27 protein-coding genes, 2 tRNA genes and 2 pseudogenes are annotated in these 25,606 nt (G+C 67.8%); 27 read left to right on the top strand and 4 right to left on the bottom strand.

The window, feature by feature from the left end; genetic code table 11:
- Nucleotides 1-20: 20 nt before the first annotated feature.
- From ACZZ93_RS07040 to ACZZ93_RS06995, 10 genes and pseudogenes are all read left to right on the top strand, one after another.
- Nucleotides 21-764 (top strand): ATP-binding protein, encoded by a 744-nt coding sequence (locus ACZZ93_RS07040; RefSeq protein WP_463510750.1) that lies wholly within the window; start codon nt 21-23, stop codon nt 762-764.
- Nucleotides 764-2,662 (top strand): helix-turn-helix transcriptional regulator, encoded by a 1,899-nt coding sequence (locus tag ACZZ93_RS07035; protein ID WP_463510749.1) that lies wholly within the window; start codon nt 764-766, stop codon nt 2,660-2,662. The genes ACZZ93_RS07040 and ACZZ93_RS07035 overlap by 1 nt, the downstream gene beginning before the upstream one ends.
- Before the next feature lie 261 nt (nt 2,663-2,923).
- Nucleotides 2,924-3,415 (top strand): FBP domain-containing protein, encoded by a 492-nt coding sequence (locus tag ACZZ93_RS07030; protein ID WP_053098921.1) that lies wholly within the window; start codon nt 2,924-2,926, stop codon nt 3,413-3,415.
- A 45-nt stretch (nt 3,416-3,460) separates the two neighbouring features.
- Nucleotides 3,461-4,255 carry an enoyl-CoA hydratase/isomerase family protein gene (locus ACZZ93_RS07025; RefSeq protein WP_463510748.1) on the top strand — a complete coding sequence of 265 codons (795 nt, stop codon included), beginning with the start codon at nt 3,461-3,463 and terminating at the stop codon, nt 4,253-4,255.
- A 78-nt stretch (nt 4,256-4,333) separates the two neighbouring features.
- Nucleotides 4,334-5,353, top strand: a complete 1,020-nt coding sequence (locus ACZZ93_RS07020) for a hypothetical protein (protein WP_157538099.1) — start codon at nt 4,334-4,336, stop codon at nt 5,351-5,353.
- Nucleotides 5,350-6,143, top strand: a pseudogene (locus tag ACZZ93_RS07015) (inositol monophosphatase family protein). Before ACZZ93_RS07020 ends, ACZZ93_RS07015 begins: the two are co-directional and overlap by 4 nt.
- Nucleotides 6,144-6,266: 123 nt before the next feature.
- A complete protein-coding gene (locus tag ACZZ93_RS07010) occupies nt 6,267-7,568 on the top strand; it encodes a M23 family metallopeptidase (protein WP_463510747.1) in 1,302 nt (433 codons plus the stop codon).
- A 67-nt stretch (nt 7,569-7,635) separates the two neighbouring features.
- A tRNA-Thr gene (locus ACZZ93_RS07005) sits at nt 7,636-7,707 on the top strand.
- 34 nt (nt 7,708-7,741) lie between these two features.
- Nucleotides 7,742-7,815: transfer RNA gene (locus ACZZ93_RS07000), tRNA-Met, on the top strand.
- A 197-nt stretch (nt 7,816-8,012) separates the two neighbouring features.
- Nucleotides 8,013-8,228, top strand: a complete 216-nt coding sequence (locus tag ACZZ93_RS06995) for a hypothetical protein (protein ID WP_463510746.1) — start codon at nt 8,013-8,015, stop codon at nt 8,226-8,228.
- A gap of 26 nt (nt 8,229-8,254) precedes the next feature.
- Here ACZZ93_RS06995 and ACZZ93_RS06990 read toward each other — a convergent pair whose 3' ends face one another.
- The gene (locus ACZZ93_RS06990; RefSeq protein ID WP_463510745.1) at nt 8,255-9,934 is read right to left on the bottom strand and encodes an MDR family MFS transporter; all 1,680 of its coding nucleotides are present in this window, start codon (nt 9,932-9,934) and stop codon (nt 8,255-8,257) included.
- On the bottom strand, nt 9,935-10,546 hold the full coding sequence (locus ACZZ93_RS06985) for a TetR/AcrR family transcriptional regulator (RefSeq protein WP_463510744.1): 612 nt from the start codon (nt 10,544-10,546) through the stop codon (nt 9,935-9,937).
- Between the two features lie 107 nt (nt 10,547-10,653).
- Here ACZZ93_RS06985 and ACZZ93_RS06980 point away from each other — a divergent pair, with 107 nt between their 5' ends.
- From ACZZ93_RS06980 to ACZZ93_RS06945, 8 genes are all read left to right on the top strand, one after another.
- The gene (locus ACZZ93_RS06980) at nt 10,654-11,262 is read left to right on the top strand and encodes a TetR/AcrR family transcriptional regulator (protein ID WP_372984331.1); all 609 of its coding nucleotides are present in this window, start codon (nt 10,654-10,656) and stop codon (nt 11,260-11,262) included.
- On the top strand, nt 11,259-12,701 hold the full coding sequence (locus ACZZ93_RS06975) for an MFS transporter (protein ID WP_372984332.1): 1,443 nt from the start codon (nt 11,259-11,261) through the stop codon (nt 12,699-12,701). Before ACZZ93_RS06980 ends, ACZZ93_RS06975 begins: the two co-directional genes overlap by 4 nt.
- Nucleotides 12,698-13,372, top strand: a complete 675-nt coding sequence (locus ACZZ93_RS06970) for a M20 metallopeptidase family protein (protein WP_463510743.1) — start codon at nt 12,698-12,700, stop codon at nt 13,370-13,372. The genes ACZZ93_RS06975 and ACZZ93_RS06970 overlap by 4 nt, the downstream gene beginning before the upstream one ends.
- A complete protein-coding gene (locus ACZZ93_RS06965) occupies nt 13,327-13,890 on the top strand; it encodes a M20/M25/M40 family metallo-hydrolase (protein WP_463510742.1) in 564 nt (187 codons plus the stop codon). The genes ACZZ93_RS06970 and ACZZ93_RS06965 overlap by 46 nt, the downstream gene beginning before the upstream one ends.
- A gap of 159 nt (nt 13,891-14,049) precedes the next feature.
- The gene (locus ACZZ93_RS06960) at nt 14,050-14,517 is read left to right on the top strand and encodes an Asp23/Gls24 family envelope stress response protein (protein WP_463510741.1); all 468 of its coding nucleotides are present in this window, start codon (nt 14,050-14,052) and stop codon (nt 14,515-14,517) included.
- A 123-nt stretch (nt 14,518-14,640) separates the two neighbouring features.
- On the top strand, nt 14,641-15,207 hold the full coding sequence (locus tag ACZZ93_RS06955; RefSeq protein ID WP_056277222.1) for an RNA polymerase sigma factor: 567 nt from the start codon (nt 14,641-14,643) through the stop codon (nt 15,205-15,207).
- Nucleotides 15,204-15,827: an Asp23/Gls24 family envelope stress response protein gene (locus ACZZ93_RS06950; RefSeq protein ID WP_053098932.1), complete on the top strand. Its 624-nt coding sequence runs from the start codon at nt 15,204-15,206 to the stop codon at nt 15,825-15,827. Before ACZZ93_RS06955 ends, ACZZ93_RS06950 begins: the two co-directional genes overlap by 4 nt.
- Entirely contained in the window at nt 15,824-16,177 is a 354-nt protein-coding gene (locus ACZZ93_RS06945; RefSeq protein ID WP_187250043.1) for a hypothetical protein, read from the top strand. Before ACZZ93_RS06950 ends, ACZZ93_RS06945 begins: the two co-directional genes overlap by 4 nt.
- A gap of 85 nt (nt 16,178-16,262) precedes the next feature.
- Here ACZZ93_RS06945 and ACZZ93_RS06940 read toward each other — a convergent pair whose 3' ends face one another.
- Nucleotides 16,263-17,108, bottom strand: a complete 846-nt coding sequence (locus tag ACZZ93_RS06940; protein ID WP_463510740.1) for an SDR family oxidoreductase — start codon at nt 17,106-17,108, stop codon at nt 16,263-16,265.
- Between the two features lie 94 nt (nt 17,109-17,202).
- Here ACZZ93_RS06940 and ACZZ93_RS06935 point away from each other — a divergent pair, with 94 nt between their 5' ends.
- The 9 genes and pseudogenes from ACZZ93_RS06935 to glmM all read left to right on the top strand — a co-directional run bounded on the left by ACZZ93_RS06935 (nt 17,203) and on the right by glmM (nt 24,598).
- Entirely contained in the window at nt 17,203-17,577 is a 375-nt protein-coding gene (locus ACZZ93_RS06935; RefSeq protein WP_053098935.1) for a winged helix-turn-helix transcriptional regulator, read from the top strand.
- Nucleotides 17,578-17,667: 90 nt separating this feature from the next.
- Complete coding sequence (locus ACZZ93_RS06930) at nt 17,668-19,206, top strand: APC family permease (RefSeq protein WP_463510739.1); 1,539 nt, start codon at nt 17,668-17,670, stop codon at nt 19,204-19,206.
- Nucleotides 19,207-19,261: 55 nt separating this feature from the next.
- Nucleotides 19,262-20,109, top strand: a pseudogene (gene truA, locus ACZZ93_RS06925) (tRNA pseudouridine(38-40) synthase TruA).
- A gap of 14 nt (nt 20,110-20,123) precedes the next feature.
- Nucleotides 20,124-21,248: a hypothetical protein gene (locus ACZZ93_RS06920; protein ID WP_463510738.1), complete on the top strand. Its 1,125-nt coding sequence runs from the start codon at nt 20,124-20,126 to the stop codon at nt 21,246-21,248.
- A complete protein-coding gene (locus ACZZ93_RS06915) occupies nt 21,221-21,400 on the top strand; it encodes a hypothetical protein (RefSeq protein ID WP_463510737.1) in 180 nt (59 codons plus the stop codon). The genes ACZZ93_RS06920 and ACZZ93_RS06915 overlap by 28 nt, the downstream gene beginning before the upstream one ends.
- A gap of 19 nt (nt 21,401-21,419) precedes the next feature.
- Nucleotides 21,420-22,088 (top strand): endonuclease/exonuclease/phosphatase family protein, encoded by a 669-nt coding sequence (locus ACZZ93_RS06910; protein WP_053098939.1) that lies wholly within the window; start codon nt 21,420-21,422, stop codon nt 22,086-22,088.
- A 177-nt stretch (nt 22,089-22,265) separates the two neighbouring features.
- Nucleotides 22,266-22,712, top strand: a complete 447-nt coding sequence (gene rplM / locus ACZZ93_RS06905; protein WP_045253410.1) for a 50S ribosomal protein L13 — start codon at nt 22,266-22,268, stop codon at nt 22,710-22,712.
- Between the two features lie 27 nt (nt 22,713-22,739).
- Nucleotides 22,740-23,225, top strand: coding sequence for a 30S ribosomal protein S9 (gene rpsI / locus ACZZ93_RS06900; protein ID WP_042539158.1), 486 nt, complete (start codon nt 22,740-22,742; stop codon nt 23,223-23,225).
- A 14-nt stretch (nt 23,226-23,239) separates the two neighbouring features.
- Nucleotides 23,240-24,598: a phosphoglucosamine mutase gene (gene glmM / locus ACZZ93_RS06895; protein ID WP_053098940.1), complete on the top strand. Its 1,359-nt coding sequence runs from the start codon at nt 23,240-23,242 to the stop codon at nt 24,596-24,598.
- Between the two features lie 34 nt (nt 24,599-24,632).
- Here glmM and ACZZ93_RS06890 read toward each other — a convergent pair whose 3' ends face one another.
- Nucleotides 24,633-25,577 carry a Ppx/GppA phosphatase family protein gene (locus ACZZ93_RS06890; protein ID WP_053098941.1) on the bottom strand — a complete coding sequence of 315 codons (945 nt, stop codon included), beginning with the start codon at nt 25,575-25,577 and terminating at the stop codon, nt 24,633-24,635.
- Nucleotides 25,578-25,606: the final 29 nt, after the last annotated feature.

Here is a 25,606-nt window from a genome sequence, read left to right as displayed (position 1 = left end):
GTTCTCGGGGGAGGCCGGCGATGGAGCAGGGGACAGGCGGACGTGCGCGCGGCGCGCGTCTTCCCCTGCACATGCTCGATCGTCCGCGGCTGACGGAGATCTTCGATCGAGGGCATGCTCTGACGGTCATCAGCGGCCCCGCCGGAGGTGGGAAGTCGGTTCTGCTGAGCCAGTGGGCGACGGTGCAGGAAGAGCGAGCGGCTGCTGCGGTGCGACTCGGGTTCGACGAGAGCGTCACGAACGAGCACCTCATGCTTCGCGAGATCCTGACCAAGGTCATCGTCCAGGACTTGATCGCTGATCGGAGCACCGCTCGCTCGGCGCTGCGTGGGTTCGACAGCGTCCGGGATCCGGGCGGCGAGCTCGCGCGTCTGCTCGGCGACCTGAGTCGCCCGTGCGTCCTACTGATCGACAATGCGGAGCGGGCCGATGAGCGGTCGCTTCTCGGGCGGGCTCTCGATCTTCTCGACGCGGCCCCGCTGCTGCGGATCGTCGTGGCGACGCGCCGCTCGACGGTGACGCGGACGCTGCAGATGCTCGCATCCGCGGACGTGTGCGTCGTCGGACCCGCGCATCTCTTCTTCACGTGTGACGAAGCTCGGGCGGTGGTGGAACGCGTATCCGGTCAGGCGCTCCCCCGCATCCGCTCGGTGAGGAGAGCGCACTGCCCCTCGCAGCCCGAGCGTTGGGGCTTGCTCTCGCGACCCATCGGGAACCGGTCGAGATCGCCGCAGTCGAGGTGCAAGGGCTCGCTGATGCTCTGATGGCCAGCCTGATCGGTCCGGATGCTCCGGCCGACTTCCAGGAGTTCCTGCTTCGAACTTCGGTGCCGGGGAGAGTGACGCGCGAGATCGTCCGGCGTCTCGGATGGCCGGATGGCGGGGACGAGCACCTGGATCGGGCCGAGCTCTACGGGCTGGGCATGTGGGAACCGGCGGATGACGGTCTCGCGTTCGTCTACACCCCGCTGCTGCGCGAAGCGCTCGCGCGCAGACTCGATCAGCGGCCACTCGACGCCGTGGCACCGATCCGCCGAACAGTCGCGCTGTGGGCCTCCGAGCACGGCCGCCATCTCGAGGCGCTGACCAACGCGATGAGAGCGAGGGACTACGTCCTCGCGGTGCGCCTCGGGCGCAAGTCGTGGTTCATCCTCTCCCGGTCGAGTCCGCGCGAAGTCGAGACGCTGCTGCGTCGCGAGAATCCTCTCGTGCTCGCGCGTCATCCGCTGCTCGGCATGCTGCTGGCTTTGGTCCTGCTGCGTCTCGGTCAACGGCTGCGTGCGTTCGCCTATTTTCAGGGCGCCGCGCTGTCACTCGGCCGCCGGGGCGTCGACGACGACCCCGTCGAGCGGTTCTGGATGCTCAGCGCGAAGGCGCTGGCCGAGCGGTTCGCCGGGCAGTTCCGGCGATCCGGGATGTCCGCCGATCTGGTTGTTCAGGTCTTCCACACGATGGATGCCGAGCAGCGTGCGGAGTGCACCGGATTCGCGGCGCTGCTGCTCAGCAACTGCGGGCTCAGCTTCTTTCAGCTGGGTCGGATCTCGGATGCCATCGAGGTCCTGGAGCTCGGCATGACGATTCAGGTCGCGCATACCGTCATGATCCTCGAAGACGGTGTCGGTCTGCGGATGCCCGATGACGACGGCGGCTGGTATCACTGCGCTGCGACTCTCGCCGGCGTATACGCCCTGCGGGGACGGCTGTCCGATGCGCGGCGGGTCCTCGACGAGATCGACGGCGCCGATCCGCCGCCCGCCTGGCGATCGGAGCAGTTCGGGATACTGGAGCAGATCGCCCACGCCGTCATCGCCATCGCGGCGCTCGATCTCGACGAGGCCAGACGCCGTACGGATTCGATCGCACACCACCTGGGAACGACGGAGCTCTGGCCCTACCTCGTCTGCGCTCAGAGCGAGATCGAGGTGCGTGAGGGGCACGCGGCCGAGGCATCGTTGGCCATCGCCCATTCGCTCGGACGGGGCGTGAACTCGGCGGTCTCCGACTACGGATCGTCCCGGCTGACTGTCGCGCAGGCGATGGCGTCGCTGGCGCTCGGCGACCAGACGGCGGCCCGACGGACTGCGGCCGGGCTCCCGGGCGATGATCCGGCTCGGCTCGCCGTCGAGGCGTTCGTCGCGCTCCTCACCGGTGACGACGCGCGTTCCTACGCCGCGGCCGAGGTCGCCCAGGCCGAACGCGACCCGGACCTCGACCGGCTCTGCCTCGCAGCCATCACGTCCTCAGCCGCGGCAGCACGGTTGGGCAGGCGTGAGGCATCTGCCCGCGCGATGTCTCGCGCCGTCGCCGTGATGCGAGAGCAGCGCTCTCAGGCTCCGCTCGCGCTCTTCGCCGGTGACGTGCTGAGCGAGGTGCGCGAACTGTGCGCGCCGACCGAGCAGGAATTCCTCGACTCCTATCTCGCGCGCGCCTCGGACGGATGCCCGTTCCCGGCGCTGCCGCCCCCGGTCAGGCTCACGTCGAGAGAACTCGCGGTGATGCGAGAGCTGCGGAGGACGTCGTCCACCGACGCGCTCGCCGCGGCACTCTTCGTCTCACCGAACACGGTGAAGGTCCAACGTCGCAGCGCGTATCGCAAGCTCGGTGCGTCGAACAGGGAGCAGGCTCTTCTGCGCGCCGCAGAGCTGGGGCTGCTCGAGGACTGAGCGACTGACCGGTCGATCGAGGCGCACCCCGAGTTCGGGTGACGCGTGGTGCGCCTCAGAGTCGGGAGCGTGGGAGGGGTGAACCTGGGGGTTCGTGCTCTCGTCGACCTGTGTTCACGATAGGTGCGGGCGCGTCGGGGTCGTGAGAGAGCGCATCGAACACGCGGTATTTCGCCCTGGAACTCACCCTGGCCGCGCCTCGCCGCGATCTCGGACGCCTGGCCGCGACCCCATGCGCACCGGTGTTCATAGACTGGAGCGATGCGAGCGCTCACCGAAGCAGACGTCCGTGCCTCGTTCGTCAATGCGGATGCCGACGAGCTGCGGGTCATGGAGATGCCCCACGACTTCGTCCTGATCGACTGGGACTACCTGGACTTCTTCGCGTGGCGAGACCCGAGTGCGGGTCGGCGCGGCTACGTGCTCACTCAGCACGACGGTGAGGTCTCGGGGTTCGTGCTGCGAGTCTCGGACCCCGGCCGGGGTCGTTCGGGCATGTGCAACATCTGCCACACCATGCAGCCGGGAAACCAGGTGGCGCTCTTCTCAGCACGGCTCGCAGGTGAGGCCGGTGAGCGGGGCGACTCCGTCGGCACCTACATGTGCGCCGATCTCTCCTGTCACGAGAACGTGAGACTCGCCCACCCGCTCGCCCCGAACGAGATCCTCGCCCCCGGACAGGTGGACGTCCGTCTCGATGGCACGAGGCGGCGAATGGAGGCCTTCGTGGGCCGCGTGAGGCAGCAGGCCTGATCACGGTTAGCCTGGTCGCATACGTCTGCGCTCGAAGGAGAAGCCATGAACGATGCCATCCTGTTCACCGTCGATGAGGGGCTGGCCCGGCTCACACTGAACCGTCCGGCGCGGCTCAATGCCTTCAACTCCGATCTGGCGCACGCGTGGCGCGACGCGACGGCCGAGGCGACGTCGCGCACGGATGCGAAGGCGATCCTGATCGATGCGGCGGGCCCCGCGTTCTGCGCCGGCGGTGATGTCATCGAGATGGCGACGACGATGGGATCGGGTGACGAGACCACGGCCCTGGCCGAAGTCATCAACGCCGGGATCCGGTCGCTGACCGAGTCTGCGGTGCCGGTCGTCGCCGCAGCCCACGGGACGACCGCCGGCGGCGGGCTCGGCATCCTGCTCAGCAGCGACTACGCCGTGGTCGGCTCACGCTCTCGGCTGGGCAGCCTCTATGCGAACATCGGGCTGACACCCGACCTGTCGGTCTCGGCTCAGCTCGCTCGAGCGGTCGGACAGCGCCGCGCGCTGCAGCTGGTGCTGCAGGACCGCCTCCTGACGGCCGCGGAAGCCGTGGAATGGGGCCTCGTCGCAGAGGCCGTCGACGGGGCCGACTCTGCGGACGAAGCCGGCCGGGTGAGGGCGCGTGCGGAAGAGATCGCCCGCTTCTGGCTCGCCGGTGCGGCTGAAGCGTACGGTCACGCGAAGCGCCTCGTCCGCTCTCAGCCCGAGCGGACGTTCGCCGAACAGCTGAGCGAGGAGGCGCGCTCGATCGGCGCCTCCCTGGCGACCCCGGACGCTCAGGCCCGGATCGCCGCGTTCGCCGCGGCATCCGCACGCAAGGGCTGATTCCCGCGGGAGCCGGTTCGCCCCGATGTATCCACGGATCATGTCGAGGCTCCTGCCTCCGCGCCGACGCATGCAAGGATGAACGCAACGCCGCTCAACGAGAGGAACGCGATGTCGCAGCCGGAGATCACCCAGCAGCCCCCCGCGCTGGTCGAGAAGAAGAACATGTCCCTTCTCATCAGAGGGGCGATCTGGATCGCCATCGGTGCACTCATCGCCGCGGCGCTCGTCTGCGTCGTCTGGGTTCTGATCGGTGATCAGGACGGGCTGATCGGGCGGGCATTCCTCACGATCCTCCTGCTCGCCGCGTTCGCAGGGATCGCGATCCTCGAGGCGGGACTCGCCCCCAACCGTCCCGACTGGCTCGCGCTGTCGAGCATGGTCAGCTGGATCGTGGCTCTGCTGGTCGGAGCGGTCAAGATCTGGCTGCCCGAGGACGACGCGTTCTTCACCGGTGCAGAGCGCTTCTTCCAGCTGCTGCTCGTGGTGGGAATCCTCCAGCTCGCCCTGCTGCACGTGAGGCTGTTCACTCCGGCCGCGCAGCGTCACGTGACGACGTTCACCCGCATCATCTACATCGCGACGATCGTGTTCCTCGGCGGCCTCGTGGCCATGCTGATCTTCTTCCTCACCTTCCCGCACACCTTCGACTACGGCGAGCTGTACTGGCGAATCGTCGTCGCACTCACGATCCTGGCCGCGGTCGGAACCACGTTGATCCCGCTGCTCAACGCCCTGTTCGCTCCTCGCAAGCCGGCCGGCGCTCGTGCCGCCGCCGCGGCGCAGAGTGTCGCAGCCGCTCCGGCATGGCCGACCTACGCAGACGGTGTGACGCCCCTGCCGGTGCTGCCCGACGGCTCGCCGGACTGGAATGCCTACTACACCGGCCACCCGTCGCCGCAGCCGCAGCAGGCGCTCCCTGTCGCTCCCGCGCCGCAGGGGTTCCCCGTCGCGCCGTTCCCGACCGCGCCTGAGCCGTACTCGCAGGGCCCGGCGACGCCTCCGGCTCCGCCCGCGCCCGCGGCTCACGACGCGTACCCGCCGGCTCCCACTGCTCACGACGCCTACCCGCCGGCTCCGCCGCTGCCTCCCCAGTGAGCATCGAACTCGAACTGGCTGACCTCGCCCGCCGGATCGCACGCGAGGCGGGCGACCTGGCGCGGCGCCGTCGCGACGAGGGCGTGCACCTCGCCGCCACGAAGTCGACGCTGGCGGACATCGTCACCGATGCCGATCGCGAAGTCGAAGCGCTCGTCCGCGACCGGCTGAGGGTCGCTCGACCCGGCGACGGCTTCCTGGGCGAAGAGTCGGAGGCTGAACCCGGCGTGACCGGCATCACCTGGGTCGTCGATCCGATCGACGGCACGGTGAACTACGCCTACGGAATCCCCTCCTATGCCGTGAGCATCGCGGCAGTGAGGGGCAGCGCAGTCGCGGGGAGTGGGAGGCGCTCGCCGCTGCCGTCTACGCGCCCGCAACCGCCGAGATGTTCACCGCCGCTCGAGGTCATGGCGCCTTCCTGGGCGACGTGCGGCTGTCGGTCACGACCGAGACGCCGGCGGGAGCGCTGCTCGCCACCGGATTCGGCTACGACCCCGCGACGCATGACGGCGACCTCGCGACCGTGCGCAGGATCATGCCGATCGCGAGAGACCTCCGCCGCGCAGGCTCTGCCGCCCTCGACCTCGCTTTCGTGGCCTCCGGGCGGCTGGACGGCTACTTCGAGCGCGGCCTGAAGCCGTGGGATCACGCGGCAGGCGCGCTGCTGGTCACCGAGGCGGGGGGCGATGTCTCACTGATCGACCGTGCCTCCGCGAGACCCATGCTCATCGCGGGTGGCACTGAGGTCCATCAGCGAGTCCTCGATATTCTTCGAGATGAAACGTGAACGATTCATGGCATTCACAGGTGGATCAGGCTAGGGTTTATCCGATCGTTACTTTCATCGGCCCGAATCGGTGAAGGTCGTAAGCGCCCCCGAGCTTGACGTTTGAACCCGAGAGAATCTGATTTGCCCTTCGAGAATCCCCAGGCTGCCTCTGCGCCCACGCGCCGCTCCAGCCGTCCCCGCACTGCGGCCTTCGAGGCCTCCGCGGCAGGAGTGACGGAAGCCGTCTCCGAAGCCGCGCCCGTCTCCGAAGCCGCGCCCGTCTCCGAAGCCACGGCCGTCCCCTCCGAGGCTCCCCTGTCTCGCCGTGCCGCCCGCCAGCGACTGAACACCGCAGAGGTCTTCATCGCCGCGGCCGCGGTCGCGGCGGCGTCAGCAGCATCCGACTCCGCCGACGTCGTCGTGAGCGAGACCGATGAGGCTCCCGCGGACGTCGCCGAGCCGATCGTCATCGAGCCGATCGTCGCCGAGCCGATTGCGATGCCCGCAGCAGCCGAGCACGATCAGCCCGACTCCGAACGCGCCGACGACGCAAGCCACCGTTCGAGCGACGAGGATGCCTTCGAGACGGCTGCCCGTGCATTCCGTCGCGTGGCACCCGAGGCCGCGGCCGAGCCCGCCGAGGACCCGACGGAGGCCGCCGAGGCTGACGAGACTCCGGTCGAGCATGTCGTGCGCCGTCGCCCGTCTGCACGCAAGTTCCTCGCCGTCGGCGCGACCGTCGGCGTGATGAGCCTCGCCGGTCTCCTCGCCGTCGGCATGACCCTTCCTGCCGAAGCCGTCGCCGCAGTGCAGGGAACGCCGTCGCTCGCGTCGACGTCCCTCGTCGCTGCATCGGGTACGGCGTCGAAGGCTGCATCCGACGACGAGATCCAGGCGTTCGTCACGTCTTCCGACGTGCAGAACGAGCCGCTCGCGCGCTCCGACAGCTTCTCGAGCGTGTCTCTCATCCAGGTGGCATCGGAAGAGGGCATCAACTACTCGAACGAGGTCTTCACCAACGACGCCGAGGCTGCCATCCAGTGGCCGTTCAAGGTCGGCGTGGGTATGAGCTCGGGATACGGCATGCGCTGGGGTCGTCTGCACGAGGGAATCGACTTCGTCCCCGGTGAGGGAGCGCCCATCCAGGCGATCGCCGACGGCGTGGTGCGCATCGCCACCGAGCAGGGCGGCGCCTACGGCGTCACCGTGTACATCGACCACGTGATCGACGGACAGATCGTCACGAGCCACTACTCGCACATGCAGTACGGCTCGCTGCAGGTCAAGCCCGGGCAGACCGTGAAGGTCGGCGACGTCGTCGGCCACACCGGAAACACCGGTCGTTCCTACGGAGCGCACCTGCACTTCGAGATCATCATCAACGGCGGCACGATCGATCCGCTGCCGTGGTTGCGCGAGAACGCGGGTCGGACCTCGTACTGACACCTCGATTTCATGAGGACGCCACAGTGATGGTATTCTCGTGTGGTTGCCCCGCGAGGGGCAGCACGCCCCGATAGCTCAGTGGCAGAGCACTTCCATGGTAAGGAAGGGGTCGTCAGTTCAATCCTGACTCGGGGCTCACAGCGTTCGTATCTGCGATGCGGATGCGGTGTGGCAGGGTAGCTCAGCTGGTCAGAGCGCACGACTCATAATCGTGAGGTCGCGGGTTCAAGCCCCGCTCCTGCTACAGATGAAAACCCCGGGATTCCCGGGGTTTTTGCGTACCCGGGCTCACGATCGACCGACATGCACTCCGGGCACGATGTTCGCGCGGTACCCACCGGATCGGATGCGGCTCGGCGTGCGCGATGTCAAGGGGATGCCGTGGCGAGGCCTGCGGCGGTCACACTGGTCGTCCAATACCCGGACGATAGGAGCCGACTCATGTCAGACCCCCAGGCAGCACCGGACGAAGGCGCCGAGATCGACGCGACCGGCGTGGACGCCGACTTCGTGACGAACGACCCGGACCCCGAGGTCGACCCCGCCACCCCGGGTGAGAGCCAGAAGGCCGACGGCGACAACGCGGATCACCCGGACGAGCTCGAGGTCGGCGACCTCCCTGACCACGCACGAAAGACGGGCCCGCTCCTCATCTGAGGAGCGGGCCCGTCTTTCGTGAAAAGTCAGCGACCGGTGGGCGAGATGTCGCGCCGACCGGCTGCGATGCGGTCCTCGTCGCCGGGGGCGGCTTCACTTCGACCGGAGCCGCCGCGCTGCTCCGCCTCGAGACGCTCCGCCTCCTCGCCGCTGATGGCCTCGCCCCGAGCGACGAGCCCCGCCTGATCCGACAGCGGGATCTGCTTGAGGAACAGCGAGAGCACCAGAGCGAGAGCGATGAAGGGCACCAGGTACCAGAAGACCGGTGCGAGGGCATCCGCGTAGGCCGTGACGATGCCGTCCCTGACCTCGTCCGGCAGCGAGTTCAACGTCGCGGGGTCGATCGTCGACGCCGCCTGCGAGGCGGCATCCGGTGATGCTCCGGCGTCGGCGAAGACGCCGAGCAGGTTCTCGGTCAGGCGGGTGGTGAAGATCGTGCCGAAGACGGCGGTTCCGAGTGATGCACCCACTTCGCGGAAGTAGTTGTTCGTGCTCGTAGCTGTGCCGATCTCGCCGGCGGGGACGGCGTTCTGCACGACCAGCACGACGACCTGCATGATCAGGCCCAGACCGGCGCCGAACACGAAGAGGAAGGCGCAGATCAGCCAGATCGGCGTCTCGGCCGAGAGGGTGGTCATCGAGATCATCGCGATGCCCGTCAGGATCGTTCCGACGATCGGGTAGATCTTGTACTTCCCCGTCTTCGAGATTGCGATGCCCGAGAAGATCGACGTTCCGATCAGTCCCACCATCATCGGGATCATCAGCAGACCGGATGCGGCGGCCGACGTGCCCGACGACATCTGCAGGAACGTCGGGACGAACCCGATCGCCGCGAACATCCCGATGCCGAGCACGAGACCGATCGCGGTCGCGTTGACGAAGATCGGATTGCGGAAGAGGCTCAGCGGGATGATCGGGTCCTGCACCTTGGCCTCGGTGATGACGAATGCGGTCGCGGCCACGATGAGCCCGGCTCCCCAGGCCCATGTGGCGAGCGAATCCCAGCCGAACTCCTTGTCGCCGCCGAAGTCGGTGAAGAAGATCAGACAGGTCGTCGCTATCGAGAGGAAGATGACGCCGAAGATGTCGATCGGCTTCTGGGCCTTCTTGCTGGGCAGCTTCAACGCGACGAGGGCGATGATGAAGGCGGCGATTCCGACCGGGATGTTGATGTAGAACGCCCACTGCCAGGTGAGGTGGTCGACGAAGAACCCGCCGAGCAGGGGGCCGGCGACGGCCGACAGACCGAAGACGGCGCCCAGGGGACCCATGTACTTGCCGCGCTCGTTCGCGGGGACGATGTCGGCGATGATCGCCTGCGACAGGATCATCAGACCGCCGCCGCCGAGGCCCTGCAGTGCGCGGAAGATCACGAACATCCAGAAGTCGGTGGCGAAGGCGCATCCGACGGACGCGAGCGTGAACAGCGCGATCGCGACGAGGAAGAGGTTGCGTCTGCCCAGGACGTCACCGAACTTGCCGTAGATGGGCATGACGATGGTGGTCGCGAGCAGATAGGCCGTGGTGATCCAGACCTGGTGGTCGACGCCGCCGAGCTGTCCGACGATGGTCGGCATGGCGGTCGAAACGATCGTCTGGTCGAGGCTCGAGAGCAGCATGCCCGCTATCAGGGCGCTGAAGATGATCCAGATGCGGCGCTTCGTGAGCAGGAAGGGCGCATCCTTGGTGGCGGTGGCGGACATTCAGTGGGCTTTCTGTGATGGTGCGAACACGGTGCGAGCGATCTCGAGGCGTCGGCTGACGAGGTCGCTGAAGGAGTCGGTCGAGTGGTGGTGCAGCAGCTGGTCCATGCACAGGCGCACCAGGGCGCCGACAGTGTGGACCATGACCTCGGCGCGCAGCGCGGCATCGTCGCCTCCACCGCTTCGCTGAACGACGAGCCCGCCGTCGCGCCTCTCGTTCTTCGCCAGCTGCTCGAATGCGGCCTTGAGCAGTCGAGGCTCCTGCTCGATCACCGCGAACAGGGCCGGTGCGTCGTCGAGGGGATTGAAGAGCTCGAATCGCGCGATCGTCAACCCGATGAAGTCGTCGAGCAGCTCGCCGTCCTGCGCGACGAAGGCGGCCTCGAGCGCTTCCTGTCGCGAGTCGATCGCGGCGAACCCGAAGACGGCGTTCTCCTTGCTCTCGAAGTAGTTGAAGAACGTACGCCGCGAGACGCCGACCGCAGAGCAGAGCTCCTCGACGGTGAAGCCGGCGAAACCGTGCTCGGTCGTCAGTCGGCGAGCCTCGTCGGTGAGTGCGCGGGACGTCTCCCTCTTGCGCTGCTCTCGCAATGAATCTGCACTCTCGCTCATGAAGTGCAATATTGCACTCTGAACCTAAGAGTGCACTGTGAGCTCCGTGCTCCGATCGTGTCGAATCCGTAATATTTACGAAACACTCCGTATCGTATCGTTGGGCCATGACATCCGACTCGACCGAGAAGCCCGGCCGCCCCACTGACGAGGACCTCACGCGACGGATCCTCACGACCGCCGGCGAGATGCTCGGGCGGCGCGGCTACCAGGCGCTGAGCGTCGAGCAGGTGGCCAAGGCCGTGGGCTGCGGCAAGACCGCGATCTACCGCCGATACGCGGACAAGGGCGCGCTCGTCGCCGCGGTGCTCCGATCGCAGGTCGAGATCGGGGCGATGCCCGACCGGGGCAGCGTCCGCGCTGATCTGCTCGAACACGTGCTGCAGAACCAGCGCAACCAGGAGCTGTCCCCGGAGCAGAGTCACGGACTCCGCGCGATGTTCGAGCCGGATGTCTTTCCCACCCTGTGGGACTCCTTCTTCCAGCACCGCCGTCGGCAGGGTGTCGAGATCATCGATCGCGCCATCTCCCGCGGCGAACTCCCGGAGGACGTCCACCACGACATCCTTCTCGACACGATCGCCGGGCTCACCCTGTACCGGCAGTCCGTCAAGCGCATCCACATCGATGAGCGCCACTACGTCGACATCATCGACGCTCTCGTCAGCACCCCGCCGCGTCGCATTGCAGACGCTGATGAACAGGCTTCCCCTTGACCACTGACACTCCACCCCTGACCGCATCCCTGCCGAAGGTGAGCGCCCGCGCCGTCGTCGGCTTCCTCGTCTTCTGCGAACTCGCGAGCGGATTCGTCCAGGGGTTCTACGCCCCTCTGCTCGGCGAGATCGCAGGACACCTCCAGGTGTCGGACGCCGACATCACCTGGTTCCTCACGGTCCAGACTCTGGCGGCCGCAGTCTGCGTGCCGCTGCTCTCGAAGCTCGGAGACATCTTCGGGCATCGCCGGATGCTGCGGATCGCCGTGGTCGCGGTGCTGATCGGCACCCTCGTCACCGCGTTCCTGCCGAGCTATCCGCTGGTGCTCGCCGCCCGGATCCTCGTCGGGCCGCTCGCCGTCTGGCTCCCGCTCGAGATCGCTCTCGTGCACAACCGCATCAAGGGCGAAACCGCGCGGACCTCGATCGGTCTGCTCGTGTCCTGCCTGACGGGTGGCGCGATTCTCGGCACGATCTCGGCGGGCGTGTTCTCGTCCGTGCTGCCCTCGCTGACCCTCACCCTGCTCGTGCCCGTGGTGTTCGTCGCGGTCAGCGTCTACGCGGTGTTCTTCAAAGTCCCCGAATCCACGTCGCGCACCGGTGCGAAGATCGACGTCCTCGGATTCATCGGCATCGGTCTCGCGATGGTCGTGCTGCTCTTCGGCCTGCGTCTCGCGTCCAGCGAGGGCTTCGGATCGATGTCGACCATCGTCACCCTGGTCGCGGCGGTCGTGATCTTCGCGTTGTGGGTGCTGTGGGAGCTGCGCGTGGCATCTCCGGCCATCGACGTGCGGCTGATCGTCTCGCCCCGGCTCGGACCTGTCTACCTGACCGCATTCCTGTTCGGCATGGTCATGTTCGGCGCGCAGGCGCCGTCGACGACGTTCCTCACCGCCGACCCTGACGTCTCGGGCTACGGCTTCGCGGCGACGGCCGGCACAGCGTCGGCCGTGACGGCGGTCGTGACGATCCTCGCGACGGTCGGCGCCGCCACCTTCGCGCCGATCGCTCGCAGAATCGGCATCCGCGCGGTCCTGGTCACCGGTGCGGTCCTGGCCGCATCGGGATCGCTCATCCAGATCGCGTTCCACGAGGAGCTGTGGCAGATCTTCATGATCTCGGCGATCAACGGGATCGGCATGGGCTTCCTCCTCGGAGCTCTCCCCGCGCTCGTCGCCGAACTGGCCCCGAGCGATTCGACCGGGATCGCGGCCGGGGTCTACAACTCGCTGCGCACCCTCGGAGGGTCGGCTGCCGGCGCGGTGTTCGCCGTGCTGCTCGCGGGCTTCACCGCATCCGGATCCCTCAGCTCGTCGATCGGCGGTTACATCACCATCTGGAGCGTCTGCGCCGGCGCGTTCATCATCTCCGCCCTCGCGCTCGCATTCATGCGGATGCCGCGCCTCACCGACTCCTCCGCACGAAAGGCCCACTCTTGAGCGCCCCCGATTTCGCGGCCGATGCCGTCGCGATCCTGCCCGACCTGGTCGCCCTGCGACGAGCTCTGCACGCCGACCCCGAGCTCGGACTCGACCTGCCGCGCACGCAGCAGAAGGTTCTCGACGCGCTCGAAGGACTGCCCCTCGAGATCACCACCGGCACGCGCACCACCTCGGTCGTGGCGGTTCTGCGCGGAGGGCGGCCGGGGCCCGCGGTGCTGCTGCGCGGTGACATGGACGCCCTGCCGATCGAGGAGACGACCGGTCTGGAGTTCGCCTCCACCAACGGCACCATGCACGCGTGCGGGCACGACCTGCACACCGCGGGCCTCGTGGGCGCGGCGAGGCTTCTCTCGGAGAGACGCGACGAGCTGCACGGCTCGGTGATCTTCATGTTCCAGCCGGGGGAGGAGGGACACGGGGGCGCGAAGGTCATGATCGAGGAGGGGCTGCTCGACGCGGCCGGTGAACGTCCGGTCGCCGCGTACGCGATCCATGTCGCACCGGGTCCGCGCGGCCTCTTCGCGACGAGGAGCGGAGCGGTGGCCGCCGGATCCAACCAGCTCTTCGTCACGGTCGACGGCAGGGAGGGCACGGTTCGCAGCCTCATCAGACGCTCGATCCGGTGCCCGCCGCGGCCGAGATCGTGCTGGCGCTCCAGAGCTTCGTGACACGGCGATTCGATGCCTTCGATCCCGTGGTGCTGTCGGTGACCCGGCTCTCGACGGGCGAGGGAGCGGTCAACGTCATCCCCGAGCAGGTCGAGCTCGCTGCGACCGTCCGCAACATGTCGCCCGCGTCGCTCGCGACCCTCCAGGAGGGGCTGCCTCGGGTGATCGAGGGGGTGGCGGCCGCGCACGGCCTCACCGCCGACGTGCGCTTCGACACGATGTATCCGGTGACCGTGAACGACCCCGCAGAGACGGCCGAGACCGTCGACGTGCTGCAGGGTGTCTTCGGCGAGCAGCGCGTCGTCATCATGCCGACGCCGATGATGGGATCAGAGGACTTCGCCTTCGTCCTCGACGAGGTGCCCGGCACGTTCATCGCGCTGATGACCTCGCCGCCCGACGCGGACCCGAGCACGATCGAGTGGAACCACTCGCCGAGGGTGCTGTTCGACGACGCGGTGCTCGGCGACCAGGCTGCGGCGCTGGCATCCGTCGCATTCGCCCGCACGGCTCGCTGACGTCCCCTCCCAGCGGAGGCCGCTCCCCGTCGGGGAGCGGCCTCCGTCACGAATGACGACCAATTTGTGACGAATCGTTCGTAGCATCCGTCTTAGTGGTGTCGCTGCACTGCGGCCCTCCCCGCAGGGGATCGGAACACACTGACGAAGGAGCACATGATGGCGAACGTCTCGAACGCACAGCAGCCCAAGGTCCAGGTCGCCCCGGCAGGTTCGACCGTCGCCTCGACGGGTGCGACGATCATCGAGAACGGCGTGGTCGCGAAGATCGCGGGCATCGCGGCGCGAGAGGTTCCCGGTGTGTACGCGCTCGGTGGCGGAGCCGCTCGCGCCGTCGGAGCCATCCGTGATGTTCTCAACTCCACCGACCTGACCCAGGGTGTCAGCGTCGAAGTGGGCGAGACGCAGGTCGCGGTCGACGTGACGATCGTCGCCGAGTACCCGGCATCGTTGCAGAAGGTCGCGGACGATGTCCGCGCGGCGATCTCCGTCGCGATGAGCGAGTTCGTCGGCAAGCAGGCGGTCGAGGTCAACGTCACCATCAACGACGTCCACATCCCCTCCGATGACGCGTCGGACGACGTCGCCGCCGCCGCCGACGACGCCGTGGAGACGCGTGTCCTGTGATCCATCGAGATGCGAACGAGTGATCGGATCAGCATCTCGTGACCTCGTGATCGGGTCGATGATCCGATCCGATCACGGGTCCGCTCCGAATCTATTCGGGGGAATGGAAAAGGGAGTCGACGCATGGCTGGGGAACGCTTTCGCTCTGCACTCGAGCAGGCGGACGACCGGATCGTCGCCGGTCGGGCGATGGATGGGGACGTCGCCGCATTCGCGGTGCTGGTGCGCAGGTACACGCCGATGATGCGCGCGTACACGCAGCGGATGCTGAACGCCTCGGCCGATGTCGACGACATCGTCCAGGAGACGTTCGTGACCGCGTGGCAGCGGTTCTCCGAACTGGACGACCCCGCGAAGGTCAAGAGCTGGCTGATGCGCATCGTGAGCCGCAAGGCGGTGGATCGCATCCGCGCACTGCGACCGATGATCGACGTCGACGACGTGGAGCAGGCCGCGCCGCCGCAGGGTGCTCCGGCGCGCGTCGTCGAGGCCCGCGCGGGGATCGAGGCGCTGGGGGCGGCGTTGCAGGAGCTGCCGGCCGCCCAGCGAGAGTGCTGGGTGCTCAGGGAGATGGGCGGGTACTCGTACGACGAGATCGCCGCCGAGCTCGACATATCGGTGTCGACGGCGCGTGGCCTTCTCGCCAGAGCCCGCAAATTCATGATCGTGCGAATGGAGGCCTGGCGATGAGCGATGATCAGGCGACCCCCGACGTCCGTCAGCTCGGTCTCGAACCGGGCGATCTCGACGGGCACACGCTCGAAGAGCTGAGCGACTATCTCGAAGCAGGGAGGGTTCCCCTCGACCCGTCGATCGAGGGCTCGCCGGGATGCCAGCTCGCTCTCGACGCACTCGAGCGGCTGCACGGCCTCGGCGGTCAGCTGATCGACGCCGATGCCGCCGCCATGCCCGAGGTCGATGACAGCTGGGTCGATCGCATCCTCTCGGGCATCGCCCTGGACGCCCGCGCCGGGCGTCGGATCCCGTTCGCAGAGACCGACCCCGCGGTCGACTTCGGAATCACCGAGGGGGCAGTCCGGGGCCTCATCCGCTCGGCGGAGAACGCTGTGCCCGGCATTCTGGTCGGGCGGTCGACACTCGACGGCGACGTCACCGCCGTGGGCGAGCCGATCCGCATCGCGATCGAGGTCAACGCCGTCTACGGCGAGTCGATCCCGCAGGCGGTGGACCGGCTCCGCGAAGAGGTCGCCGAGCGTCTGCGGCGGCAGACGTCCCTCACGGTGACCGCGATCGACGTCACCGTGCGGGACATCCAGAGAATCAGCAGCGCGGCGGAGGAGACACCATGAGCGTTACCGATCCCACGGGACTCGCTGAGAGGATCGAGGCGGCCGTGCTGGCCACGCCGGGTGTGCGCAGCGTCTACCGGGCGGGCTCACTGGTGTCGAATCTCGTCGGAGAAGGTGCGGTCGCGATCGGCATCAGCCGGGTCGACGAGCCGCTCGTGGCGGTTCGCGTCGCCGACGAGGGCGTCGTGGTCGAGGCATCGCTCGGCATCGAGTACTCGGCGAGTGCCGTCGAGCTGCTGCAGGACGTCCGCGGGGCCTTGGGGAAGGTCCTGGCGGAGGACGGGCTGGGGCCCGTCGAGATCGTGCTCACGATCGCGTATGTCCATCCTCGGGAGGCATCGTCGGACTGAGTCCGCGTGAGCGCGCTGAGGCGCCGGTCCTGGGCTAGGATCGGCGCCTCCTGGTGGGGCGGTCGGCCTGATGCCGAACGGCGGATCAGGCGATGGTGCGCAGGCCCTCGACGAGAGGCGTCGTGGGACGGCCGATGAGGCGCGCGAGCGTGCCGTCCGACTCGGAGAGCGCGCCCGACGCGATGCCGGCATCCAGAGCGACGACGAAGCCCGCCGTGCCCTCGTCGAGACCGGCCGCCTGGAGTCCGGCGAGCTGCTCGTCGGCCGTGAGCGGCTGATAGGTCACGTCGCGGCCGGAGACCTCCGCGATCGCGGCTGCGAGCTCGGTGTAGTCCCACGCGACGTCGCCGCCGAGTTCATACACCTGCCCGATGTGACCGTCTTCGAGCAGCACGACGGCTGCGGCCTCGGCGAAGTCCTTGCGGCTGGCCGACGCGACGCGGCCGTCGCCGGCTCCGGAGGCGAGCACTCCGGTCTCGGCTGCAAGGGCGAGGTCAGCGGCGTAGTTCTCGGTGTACCAGTTGTTGCGCAGGATGACTGCCGCGAGACCGGACGCCGTGATGAGCTCCTCGGTGGCCTTGTGTTCGGGGGCGAGCACGAGATCGCTCGTCGTGGCCTTCGGAGCGCTGGTGTAGACGAACTTCGTGACACCGGCGGACCGGGCGGCGTCGATGACCGCCTGGTGCTGCGCGACGCGCTGCCCGACCTCGGAACCCGAGATCAGCAGGACGCTGTCCACGCCCTCGAGGGCGGAGGTGACGGAGGAGGGGTCGGTGTAGTCGAGCCGCGCGACCCGCACGCCGAGATCCTCGGCCTTCGCGACATCGCGGGCGCCGGCGATGATCGACTGCGGGTCGGCGCCGCGCTCGAGGAGGCTGGCGATGACGAGGCGTCCGAGGTTGCCGGTCGCACCGGTGACGAGGATGGTCATGGGGTGTCCTTTCGTAGGTGACAGAGGCGATAACCTGGCCACCGTGTCGGAACATTCCATACTGCGGGTACCCACTTTGAAGTAAGGTACCTACATGACGGTTAGTTATGCACAGATCCGTGAGTCGACTCCGCAGATCTTCGAGCCGGGATGCAGCACCCGCGTCATCCTCGACCACGTGATGAGCAAGTGGGGCGTGCTCGTGCTCTCGTCCCTCTCCGACGGCACCCATCGCTGGGGCGAACTGCGCCGCGAGGTCGGCGGCATCAGCGAGAAGATGCTCGCCTCGACCCTGCGAACCCTCGCCGACGACGGGCTGGTGCGTCGTGAGTCCTTCCCGACGGTGCCTCCGCACGTCGAGTACAGCCTGACTCCTCTCGGGCGGGATCTCATGGGGCGGATGCTGCCGCTCGTCGAGTGGGTCGCCGACCACGCCGACGGAATGATCGTTCGTGACTCACTCGACTGATTCCGTCGCTCAGTTGCGCAGACGCCCACGGAATCCGTCGGTATAAGAAAAGGATTGACGCGATATACGCGGTACCCGTATGTTCTGAGCATGTCAGCTACGACGCCGATCCATCTCGAACGCCCCGACGGCAAGGGCCTGGCCGCCGGCACCCTCGGTCTGTGGGGCTCGACCGTCATCGGCCTGGCCTCGACGGCCCCCGTCTACTCACTCGTCGCGACGCTCGGCTATGTGGTGCTGGCCGTCGGAGCTCAGGCACCGATCGCGTTCATCATCGCGTTCGTGCCGATGCTGCTGATCGCCTTCGCCTACCGTGAGCTGAACAACGCCGTCCCCGACTGCGGCACCACGTTCACGTGGGGGACGAAGGCGTTCGGTCCCTGGGTCGGCTGGATGGGCGGCTGGGGTGTCGCAGTCGCCGGCATGGTGGTGCTCGCCAACCTCGCCCAGATCGCATCGGTCTACTTCTGGTCCCTGATCGGGTTCGATCTCGAGAACAACGACTGGCGGATCGTCCTCGTCGCTGTGCTGTTCATCGCCGCGATGACCTGGGTCAGCTGGCGCGGCGTCGAGATCGGTGAGCGCATCCAGAACGTTCTGCTGGGCATCCAGTACCTCGCTCTGGCGATCTTCGTCGTCGCCGCTCTCTGGCAGTTCTTCGCGGGTACCGCCCCGAACCCGACGCCGTTCGAGATGGAATGGCTGAACCCGTTCGCGTTCACCAGCTGGCCCGGATTCACCGAGTCGATCCTGCTCGCTCTCTTCATCTACTGGGGCTGGGACACGTGCCTCGCGCTCAACGAGGAGACTAAGGATCCCAAGAAAATCCCCGGTCGCGCGGCGCTGCTGACGACCGTCATCCTCCTCGTCACCTACGTCGGCGTCACGATCGCCGCGATGATGTACGCCGGTCTCGGGTCGGAGGGCACCGGGCTCGGCAACGAGGCCAATGCCGACGACTTCTTCCTGGCGATCAAGGACGGCCTGCTCGGCCCGTTCGGCTGGGTGCTCGTGGTCGCCGTCGTGCTCTCGGCCATCTCGTCGACGCAGACCACGATCCTCCCCACCGCCCGCGGCACCCTCGCGATGGGCGTGTACCGCGCTCTGCCGGCGAAGTTCAAGGACGTGCACCCGACCTACAAGACTCCGTCCTTCTCGACCATCGTCATGGGGGTCGTGGCCATCGCGTACTACATCGGCATGACCCTGATCAGCGACGACATCCTCCAGGACTCGATCCTGTCGCTCGGTCTGGCGATCGCGTTCTACTACGCCATCACCGGGTTCGCCTGCGCCTGGTACTTCCGCAAGGACCTCACCCGCTCGGCGCGCGACTTCCTCGTCAAGGGGCTGTTCCCGGTGCTGGGCGCGGCCATGCTCACCTGGGCCTTCGTGCAGTCGGCGATCGACATGTGGGACGTGGACTACGGCTACACGGTGCTCTTCGGCATCGGCGGCACCTTCGTGATCGGCATCGGAGCGCTCGCGTTCGGCCTCGTGCTCATGTTCGTCTGGTACCTGTTCCCGCGGTCGAAGAGGTTCTTCCGCGGCGAGAGCCTCAACCGCGACACCCAGGTGATGGTGCCCGACGAGCCGGGCCTGATCCGCTCGATCGACGGCGGCATCTGAGCTGCGGCATCCTGTCCGAGCCGGATCGCGCGCGGGTACGCCCTAGGCTTTATCCGTGCGCATCCGGCTCGACATCGCCTACGACGGCACCCACTTCCGCGGGTGGGCCAAGCAGCCCACCCTGCGCACAGTGCAGGGGACTCTCGAGGCCGCGCTTGCTCGCATCGTCGGCTCCGAGGTGCAGTTCGTCGTCGCAGGACGGACGGATGCCGGGGTCCACGCCCTGGGTCAGGTCGCGCACGTCGACCTCGACGAGGAGCAGTGGGCCCGCATCGAGTCGCGTCAGGGTCGTGCGCCGCAGGACCCTGCGGCGTCGATCGCGCGACGGATGAGGGAGTGCTCGGCGCCTACCCCGATGCGACCGTCACGCGCTCGTCCATCGCTCCGGATGGATTCGACGCCCGATTCTCTGCGGTCTGGCGGCGTTACCGCTACCGTCTCGCCGACTCGACGGCGGGGTACGACCCTCTTCGACGCCACGACACGACCGCGCACCGCGGCGTTCTCGACGACCAGGCGATGGATGCCGCGGCGCGGACGCTCATCGGACTCCACGATTTCGCGGCCTACTGCAAACCTCGTGAGGAGGCCACGACGATCCGGACGCTCCTCGACTACCGCTGGTCGAGGGACGCCGAGGGTGTGCTGGTCGCCGAGGTGAAGGCCGACGCGTTCTGCCACAGCATGGTGCGGGCCCTCGTCGGCGCGTGTGTCGCCGTGGGGGAAGGGCGTCTCGACATCGACGATCTGGTCGTGCTGCGCGACGCGCTCACCCGCACCAGCGAGTTCAAGGTCCTGGCGGCGCGGGGACTCACGCTCACCGAGGTCGGCTATCCCGCCGACGATCTGCTGTCGACCAGGGCGGAGCAGACGCGCGCCCGTCGTGACGGCACGAGCGCATGAGTCGACGGGCTGCGATGTTCGTCGAAGTCACCTCCCCGGGCTGGGCGTTCTGGCGAGCGCTGGTCGACACCTGCATCGGGCTGATCGTCGGCACGCTCTACACGTTCGTCGGCATCATCGTGGTCGGCATCGTGGGGGAAAAGGCGCTGTCGTCCCTGTACTGGCAGATCGACCTCGACCCTCTGTTCCGAGCGAGCATGGGCGTCTTCCTGCTCGCGGCCGCGCTGCTGGCAGCTCTCGTCCCCGTCGTCGTGGTCGCCGAACGCTTCGCGGCACTGCGCGCCGTCGAAGCCGCTGCGCTCGAGAACCCGGATGCCGTGCCGCAGCACTCCCTGCGCCAGACGCTGCAGGCGTCACCGGCCGCACTCCTGCAGAAGACCGGCACGGTGATGTTCTGGTGCGTGGTGGGACTCGGCGCCCTCTTCGCGCTGGGGGTGCTCTTCACGGAAGATCTCCGTGAGGATGCGGTGAGCTGGGTCGCGCTCCTCGTCATCGCCGTGCTGGCCGCCGGCGCCGCGGCGGTGCGACGACTCGGGCGACGAGCCGTCGAGCGCGTTGGGCCGCGGATGAGCACGCAGTGGAGCCGGTGGAAGCGGCTGGTGCCGCTCGCGGAAAGGCGCGACGCCGACCGCAGGGACGCGGCGATGCGCACCGTCGTGCCCCGCTGGCTCGCGGTGCCGGGCGCGCGGACGGTCGGCCGGATCGCGAAGATCCTGCTGACGGCGACGCTCCTCTCGCTCGCGGCCTTCATGCTGTCGGTGTTCATGCGACAGCAGTGCCGCACCTGCGACCCGGTCTACTGGGACGAGCCCATCGAGAACGGCATCGATGTGCTGAGCCTGACCAGCGGCGCAGCGATCGCGATGTGCGCCGCCCTCGGCATCGTCGCCTGGCTCGGGGGAGTCGTCCTGCAGTTCTCGCGCGAGCGCGCGCTGGTGCGGTGGGTCTCGGACGGCGTGCCGCGTCGCGTCGACACGAGCCTGGTCGAGTCCCTGCTCTCGGGCAATCGGTCGATGGTCCGGCTGCAGATCGGTCTGTCCGTGGTCGGGGCGGGTGCTCTCATCGTGGGCACCGGCGCGATCTGGGCGGACTGGACGGCGATGGACGCACGGTGGCCCTCGTCGCCGCCGTCGTGCTGATCGCCTCGGGCTTCGTCATCGGCTGGGCGGATTCGAGCCGACGTCGCAGAGAGCGCCAACTCGCGCGGGATGCACTGTTCCCCGGCGACGTCGGACGCCGCGGCGACGCGACGACGCGAGGGCGGGCGATTGCCACCGGAATCCAAGACTGACGCACTACCGTGAAGTGCGATGAAGGTCATCTCGTACAACTTGCAGAAGCACCGCGCCGCAGGAGAGCTCGCGGCGCTGGCCTCGACGCACGATCCTGACATCCTGTGCCTGCAGGAGTGCGATGTCGCGGACCTGCCGGAGACCATCGGAGACCTCACCCTCGCGGATGCGACGCAGGGCAACCGGCTGGGACTCGCGATGTTCTATCGCGCGAGCGAGTTCCACCTGCAGGGCATCCGCACGATCGAGCTGAAGAAGTCGCTGCACGACCGCATCGCCAAGCCCGCGCACGAGCGGGTCCTGGGCGCACGGCTGCGGGACATCGACGCGGGGCGCGAGTTCATCGCCGCGTCGTTCCATGCGGCGCCGCTCACGGCCCTGAACTCCCTGCGGCGGCATCAGATCCGGGCGGCGCTCACCGAGCTGGCGACGCTCGGCGAGGGACTGCCGCAGCTGATGGTCGGCGACTACAACTACCCCGTGTTCAAGGAGAACCTCGGTCAGACGATCCGCGAACACGGATACGCGCTGACACTGAGCGACGATCACACCTACACCCGGTACCGCGTGTTCCGCGGCCACTACGACTTCGCCACCTCTGTCGGCTTCGAGATCCAGCGGGTCACCACGCTCCCGCAGGGGATGAGCGACCACCGTCCGATCCTGGTGACCACCCGCTTCGACTGACCGCCGACCGGCCCGGTTTGGGAGAACGCTCGGAATGACGTAAGCTGTCACTTTGGTACTCGACTGCCGAGTGCCACGAACGTGAGCCCTCCACTGGCGTGTTCCTCCCTGTAGGGAAGAACCACCCCGGAGTGGGATTCACGAACTTCTCCGTTCGAACAAGAAAGCAGCACTATCGTGACGCGCACTTACACCCCTAAGGCCGGCGAGGTCCAGCGTGACTGGGTCGTCATCGACGCCACTGACGTCGTTCTCGGCCGTCTGGCCTCGCACGCCGCTACGCTCCTGCGTGGCAAGCACAAGCCCACCTTCGCCAACCACATCGACTCGGGTGACTTCGTCATCATCGTGAACGCCGACAAGGTCGCGCTCACCGGTCAGAAGCTCCAGAAGAAGCTGGCCTACCGCCACTCGGGTTACCCGGGCGGCCTGAAGTCGGTCACCTACGCCGAGCTCATGGAGAAGAACCCGGTCCGTGCTGTCGAGAAGGCCATCCGTGGCATGCTCCCCAAGAACAGCATCGGCCGTCAGCAGCTGTCGAAGCTCAAGGTCTACGTCGGTGGAGAGCACCCGCACGCCGCTCAGCAGCCGAAGACGTACACCCTCGACCAGGTCGCCCAGTAAGCGCCGTAAAGACTTAAGGACATACTCGTGGCTGACATCCAGGACACCACCGAAAACCCCCAGAACTTCTCGACGTCGACTCCCGAGACCGACGCAGTCGAGGCGGCTCCCCGCCCCGTGCTGAGCGTCCCGGGTGCCGCTGTCGGCCGTCGCAAGCAGGCCATCGCCCGCGTGCGTCTCGTCCCCGGCTCGGGAACGATCACGGTCAACGGCCGCACGCTCGAGGACTACTTCCCGAACAAGCTGCACCAGCAGCTGATCAACGACCCGTTCACCATCCTCAACCTCGCCGGCGGCTACGACGTCATCGCGCGCATCTCGGGCGGTGGCCCCTCGGGCCAGGCCGGTGCACTGCGTCTCGGCATCGCTCGTTCGCTCAACGGCATCGACGAGGAGAACAACCGTCCGACCCTGAAGAAGGCCGGCTTCCTGTCGCGCGACGCTCGCGTCAAGGAGCGCAAGAAGGCTGGACTCAAGAAGGCCCGCAAGGCGCCTCAGTACTCGAAGCGTTAAGGTCCACCGCTCCGATGCCGATCTTTGGCACGGACGGCGTGCGAGGGCTTGCCAATGGCATCCTCACCGCCGACCTCGCGCTCACCCTGGCCCAGGCGACTGCTGTCGTCCTGGGCCAGGGCCGTACTGCGGAGGCTCGTAAAGCCGAAGGCAAGCGACTCACTGCAGTCGTGGCCCGCGACCCCCGCGTCTCCGGTCACTTCCTGACCGCTGCCGTCTCCGCAGGACTCGCATCCTCCGGCGTCGACGTGCTCGAGGCCGGAGTGATCCCGACGCCGGCTCTCGCGTTCCTCGTCGCCGACCGCGACGCCGACTTCGGTGTGATGATCTCGGCCTCGCACAACGCGGCACCCGACAACGGGATCAAGATCTTCGCCCGCGGCGGCGTGAAGCTGCCCGATGTCGTCGAGCAGCGGATCGAAGAGGCCATGGCCGGCGAGAAGCTGCGTCCGACCGGTGCCGGCGTGGGCAGGATCATCCGATTCTCCGACGCCGAAGACCGCTACGTCGTCCACTTGCTCGGCTCGCTGCCGAACCGGCTCAACGGCATTAAGGTCGTGCTCGACTGCGCCCACGGCGCCGCATCCGGCGTCTCGCCGGAGACCTTCCGCGATGCCGGGGCCGATGTCACCGTGATCGGTGCCGATCCGGACGGCTGGAACATCAACGACGGCGTCGGTTCGACGCACCTCGACCAGCTCGCCGAGGCTGTCGTCCGTCTCGGTGCCGACATCGGGATCGCGCATGACGGCGATGCCGATCGATGCCTGGCTGTCGACGCTCAGGGCAACGTCATCGACGGCGATCAGATCATGGCGATCCTCGCGGTCGCGATGAAGGAACGCGGTCACCTCACCGACGACACCCTCGTCGCCACCGTGATGAGCAATCTGGGTCTGCACATCGCCATGCGCGAGCAGGGGATCACGGTTCGACAGACCGCGGTGGGCGACCGCTACGTTCTCGAGGACATGAACCGGGGCGGCTACGCCCTGGGCGGAGAGCAGTCCGGACACGTCATCATGAGCGAGTTCGCGACCACCGGTGACGGTCTGCTCACAGGGCTCCACCTCGTCGCCGAGATGGCGCGCCAGAACAAGACGATCGCCGAGCTCGCGAGCGTGATGACCGTCTACCCGCAGGTGCTGATCAACGTCCGCGACGTCGACAAGGACGCGCTCGAGTCCGATGCCGTCGTGCAGCAGGCCGTTCGCGAGGTCGCAGCCGAACTCGGCGAGACGGGCCGGGTGCTCCTGCGCAAGTCGGGCACCGAGGCGCTCGTCCGAGTCATGGTCGAGGCACCGGATGCGGAATCCGCGCAGTCGTACGCGGACCGCCTCGTCGATGTGGTGCGGGAGCGCCTTTCCCTCTGAACCGTCGAGCGCGCCGTGCGGCACCGACCCCTGGTCAGTCGCGCGGCGCGCTCCAGTTCAACTGCTCGATGTATCTCAGCAGCACGCCCTCGCGCAGAGCCCACGGCGACACTTCGAGCTCGTCGACGTCGAGCGCCGTCATGGCCGTGTGCAGCGATACGGCGGCGGCGACGATCTGGAACGTGCGATCCGCCGTGATCCCGGGCAGCTCCTGTCGCGCGGAAGCGGGCAGGCGAGCGAGTCGAGGGATCCACGATCCCAGCGCTGCTCGCGGCAGCACCATGCGCTGGATCCCCGACCAGCCGGGAACCGGATAGCCGGCCAGTCGAGCCAGAGATCGGATCGCCTTCGAGGAGCCGACGACGTGATCGGGCCGCGGGAGCGCGGTGAATCGGGGAAGCACCTCGGCAAGGGTGGCGCTCGCGTGCTCGCGAAGCCGCTCGACGTCGTCTTCGCCCGGCGGGTCCTGCGGAAGGAACTGCACGGTCATCCGACCGGCTCCGAGTGGGACGGATGCCGCGGCGTCGGGAAGCTCGTCACCGCCCGCCGCGACCTCGAGCGATCCGCCGCCGATGTCGAGGAGAAGGAGCTGGCCGGCCGACCAGCCGAACCAGCGCCGAACGGCGAGGAAGGTGAGTTCGGCCTCGGTCTCTCCATCGAGCACCTGCAGAGGCTGGCCGAGGGCGGCTTCGATGCGGGCGATCACGTCGGCACCGTTCCGGGCGTCGCGCACCGCACTCGTCGCGGTGGCGAGCAGCTCATCGACCCGCTCGGCTTCCGCGACCGCGCGCGCCTGGGCCACGGCCGCTTCGAGTGCGCGCACCCCCTCTTCCGAGATCGATCCGTCATCCGTGAGGTAGCGCATCAGGCGCAGGACGGTGCGGTCGCTGGTGGTCGCCAGCGGCCTGCCGCCGGGGCGGACGTCGGCGGCGAGCATGTGGACGGTGTTGGAACCGATGTCGAGTACTCCCAGGCGCACGGATAGAGACTACTCGTGCGCCGTTACGA

Source organism: Microbacterium sp. AC026 (genome assembly GCF_979258475.1).
Note: the sequence above shows the minus strand (reverse complement) of the source record. Positions and strands in the feature narration are given on the sequence as shown.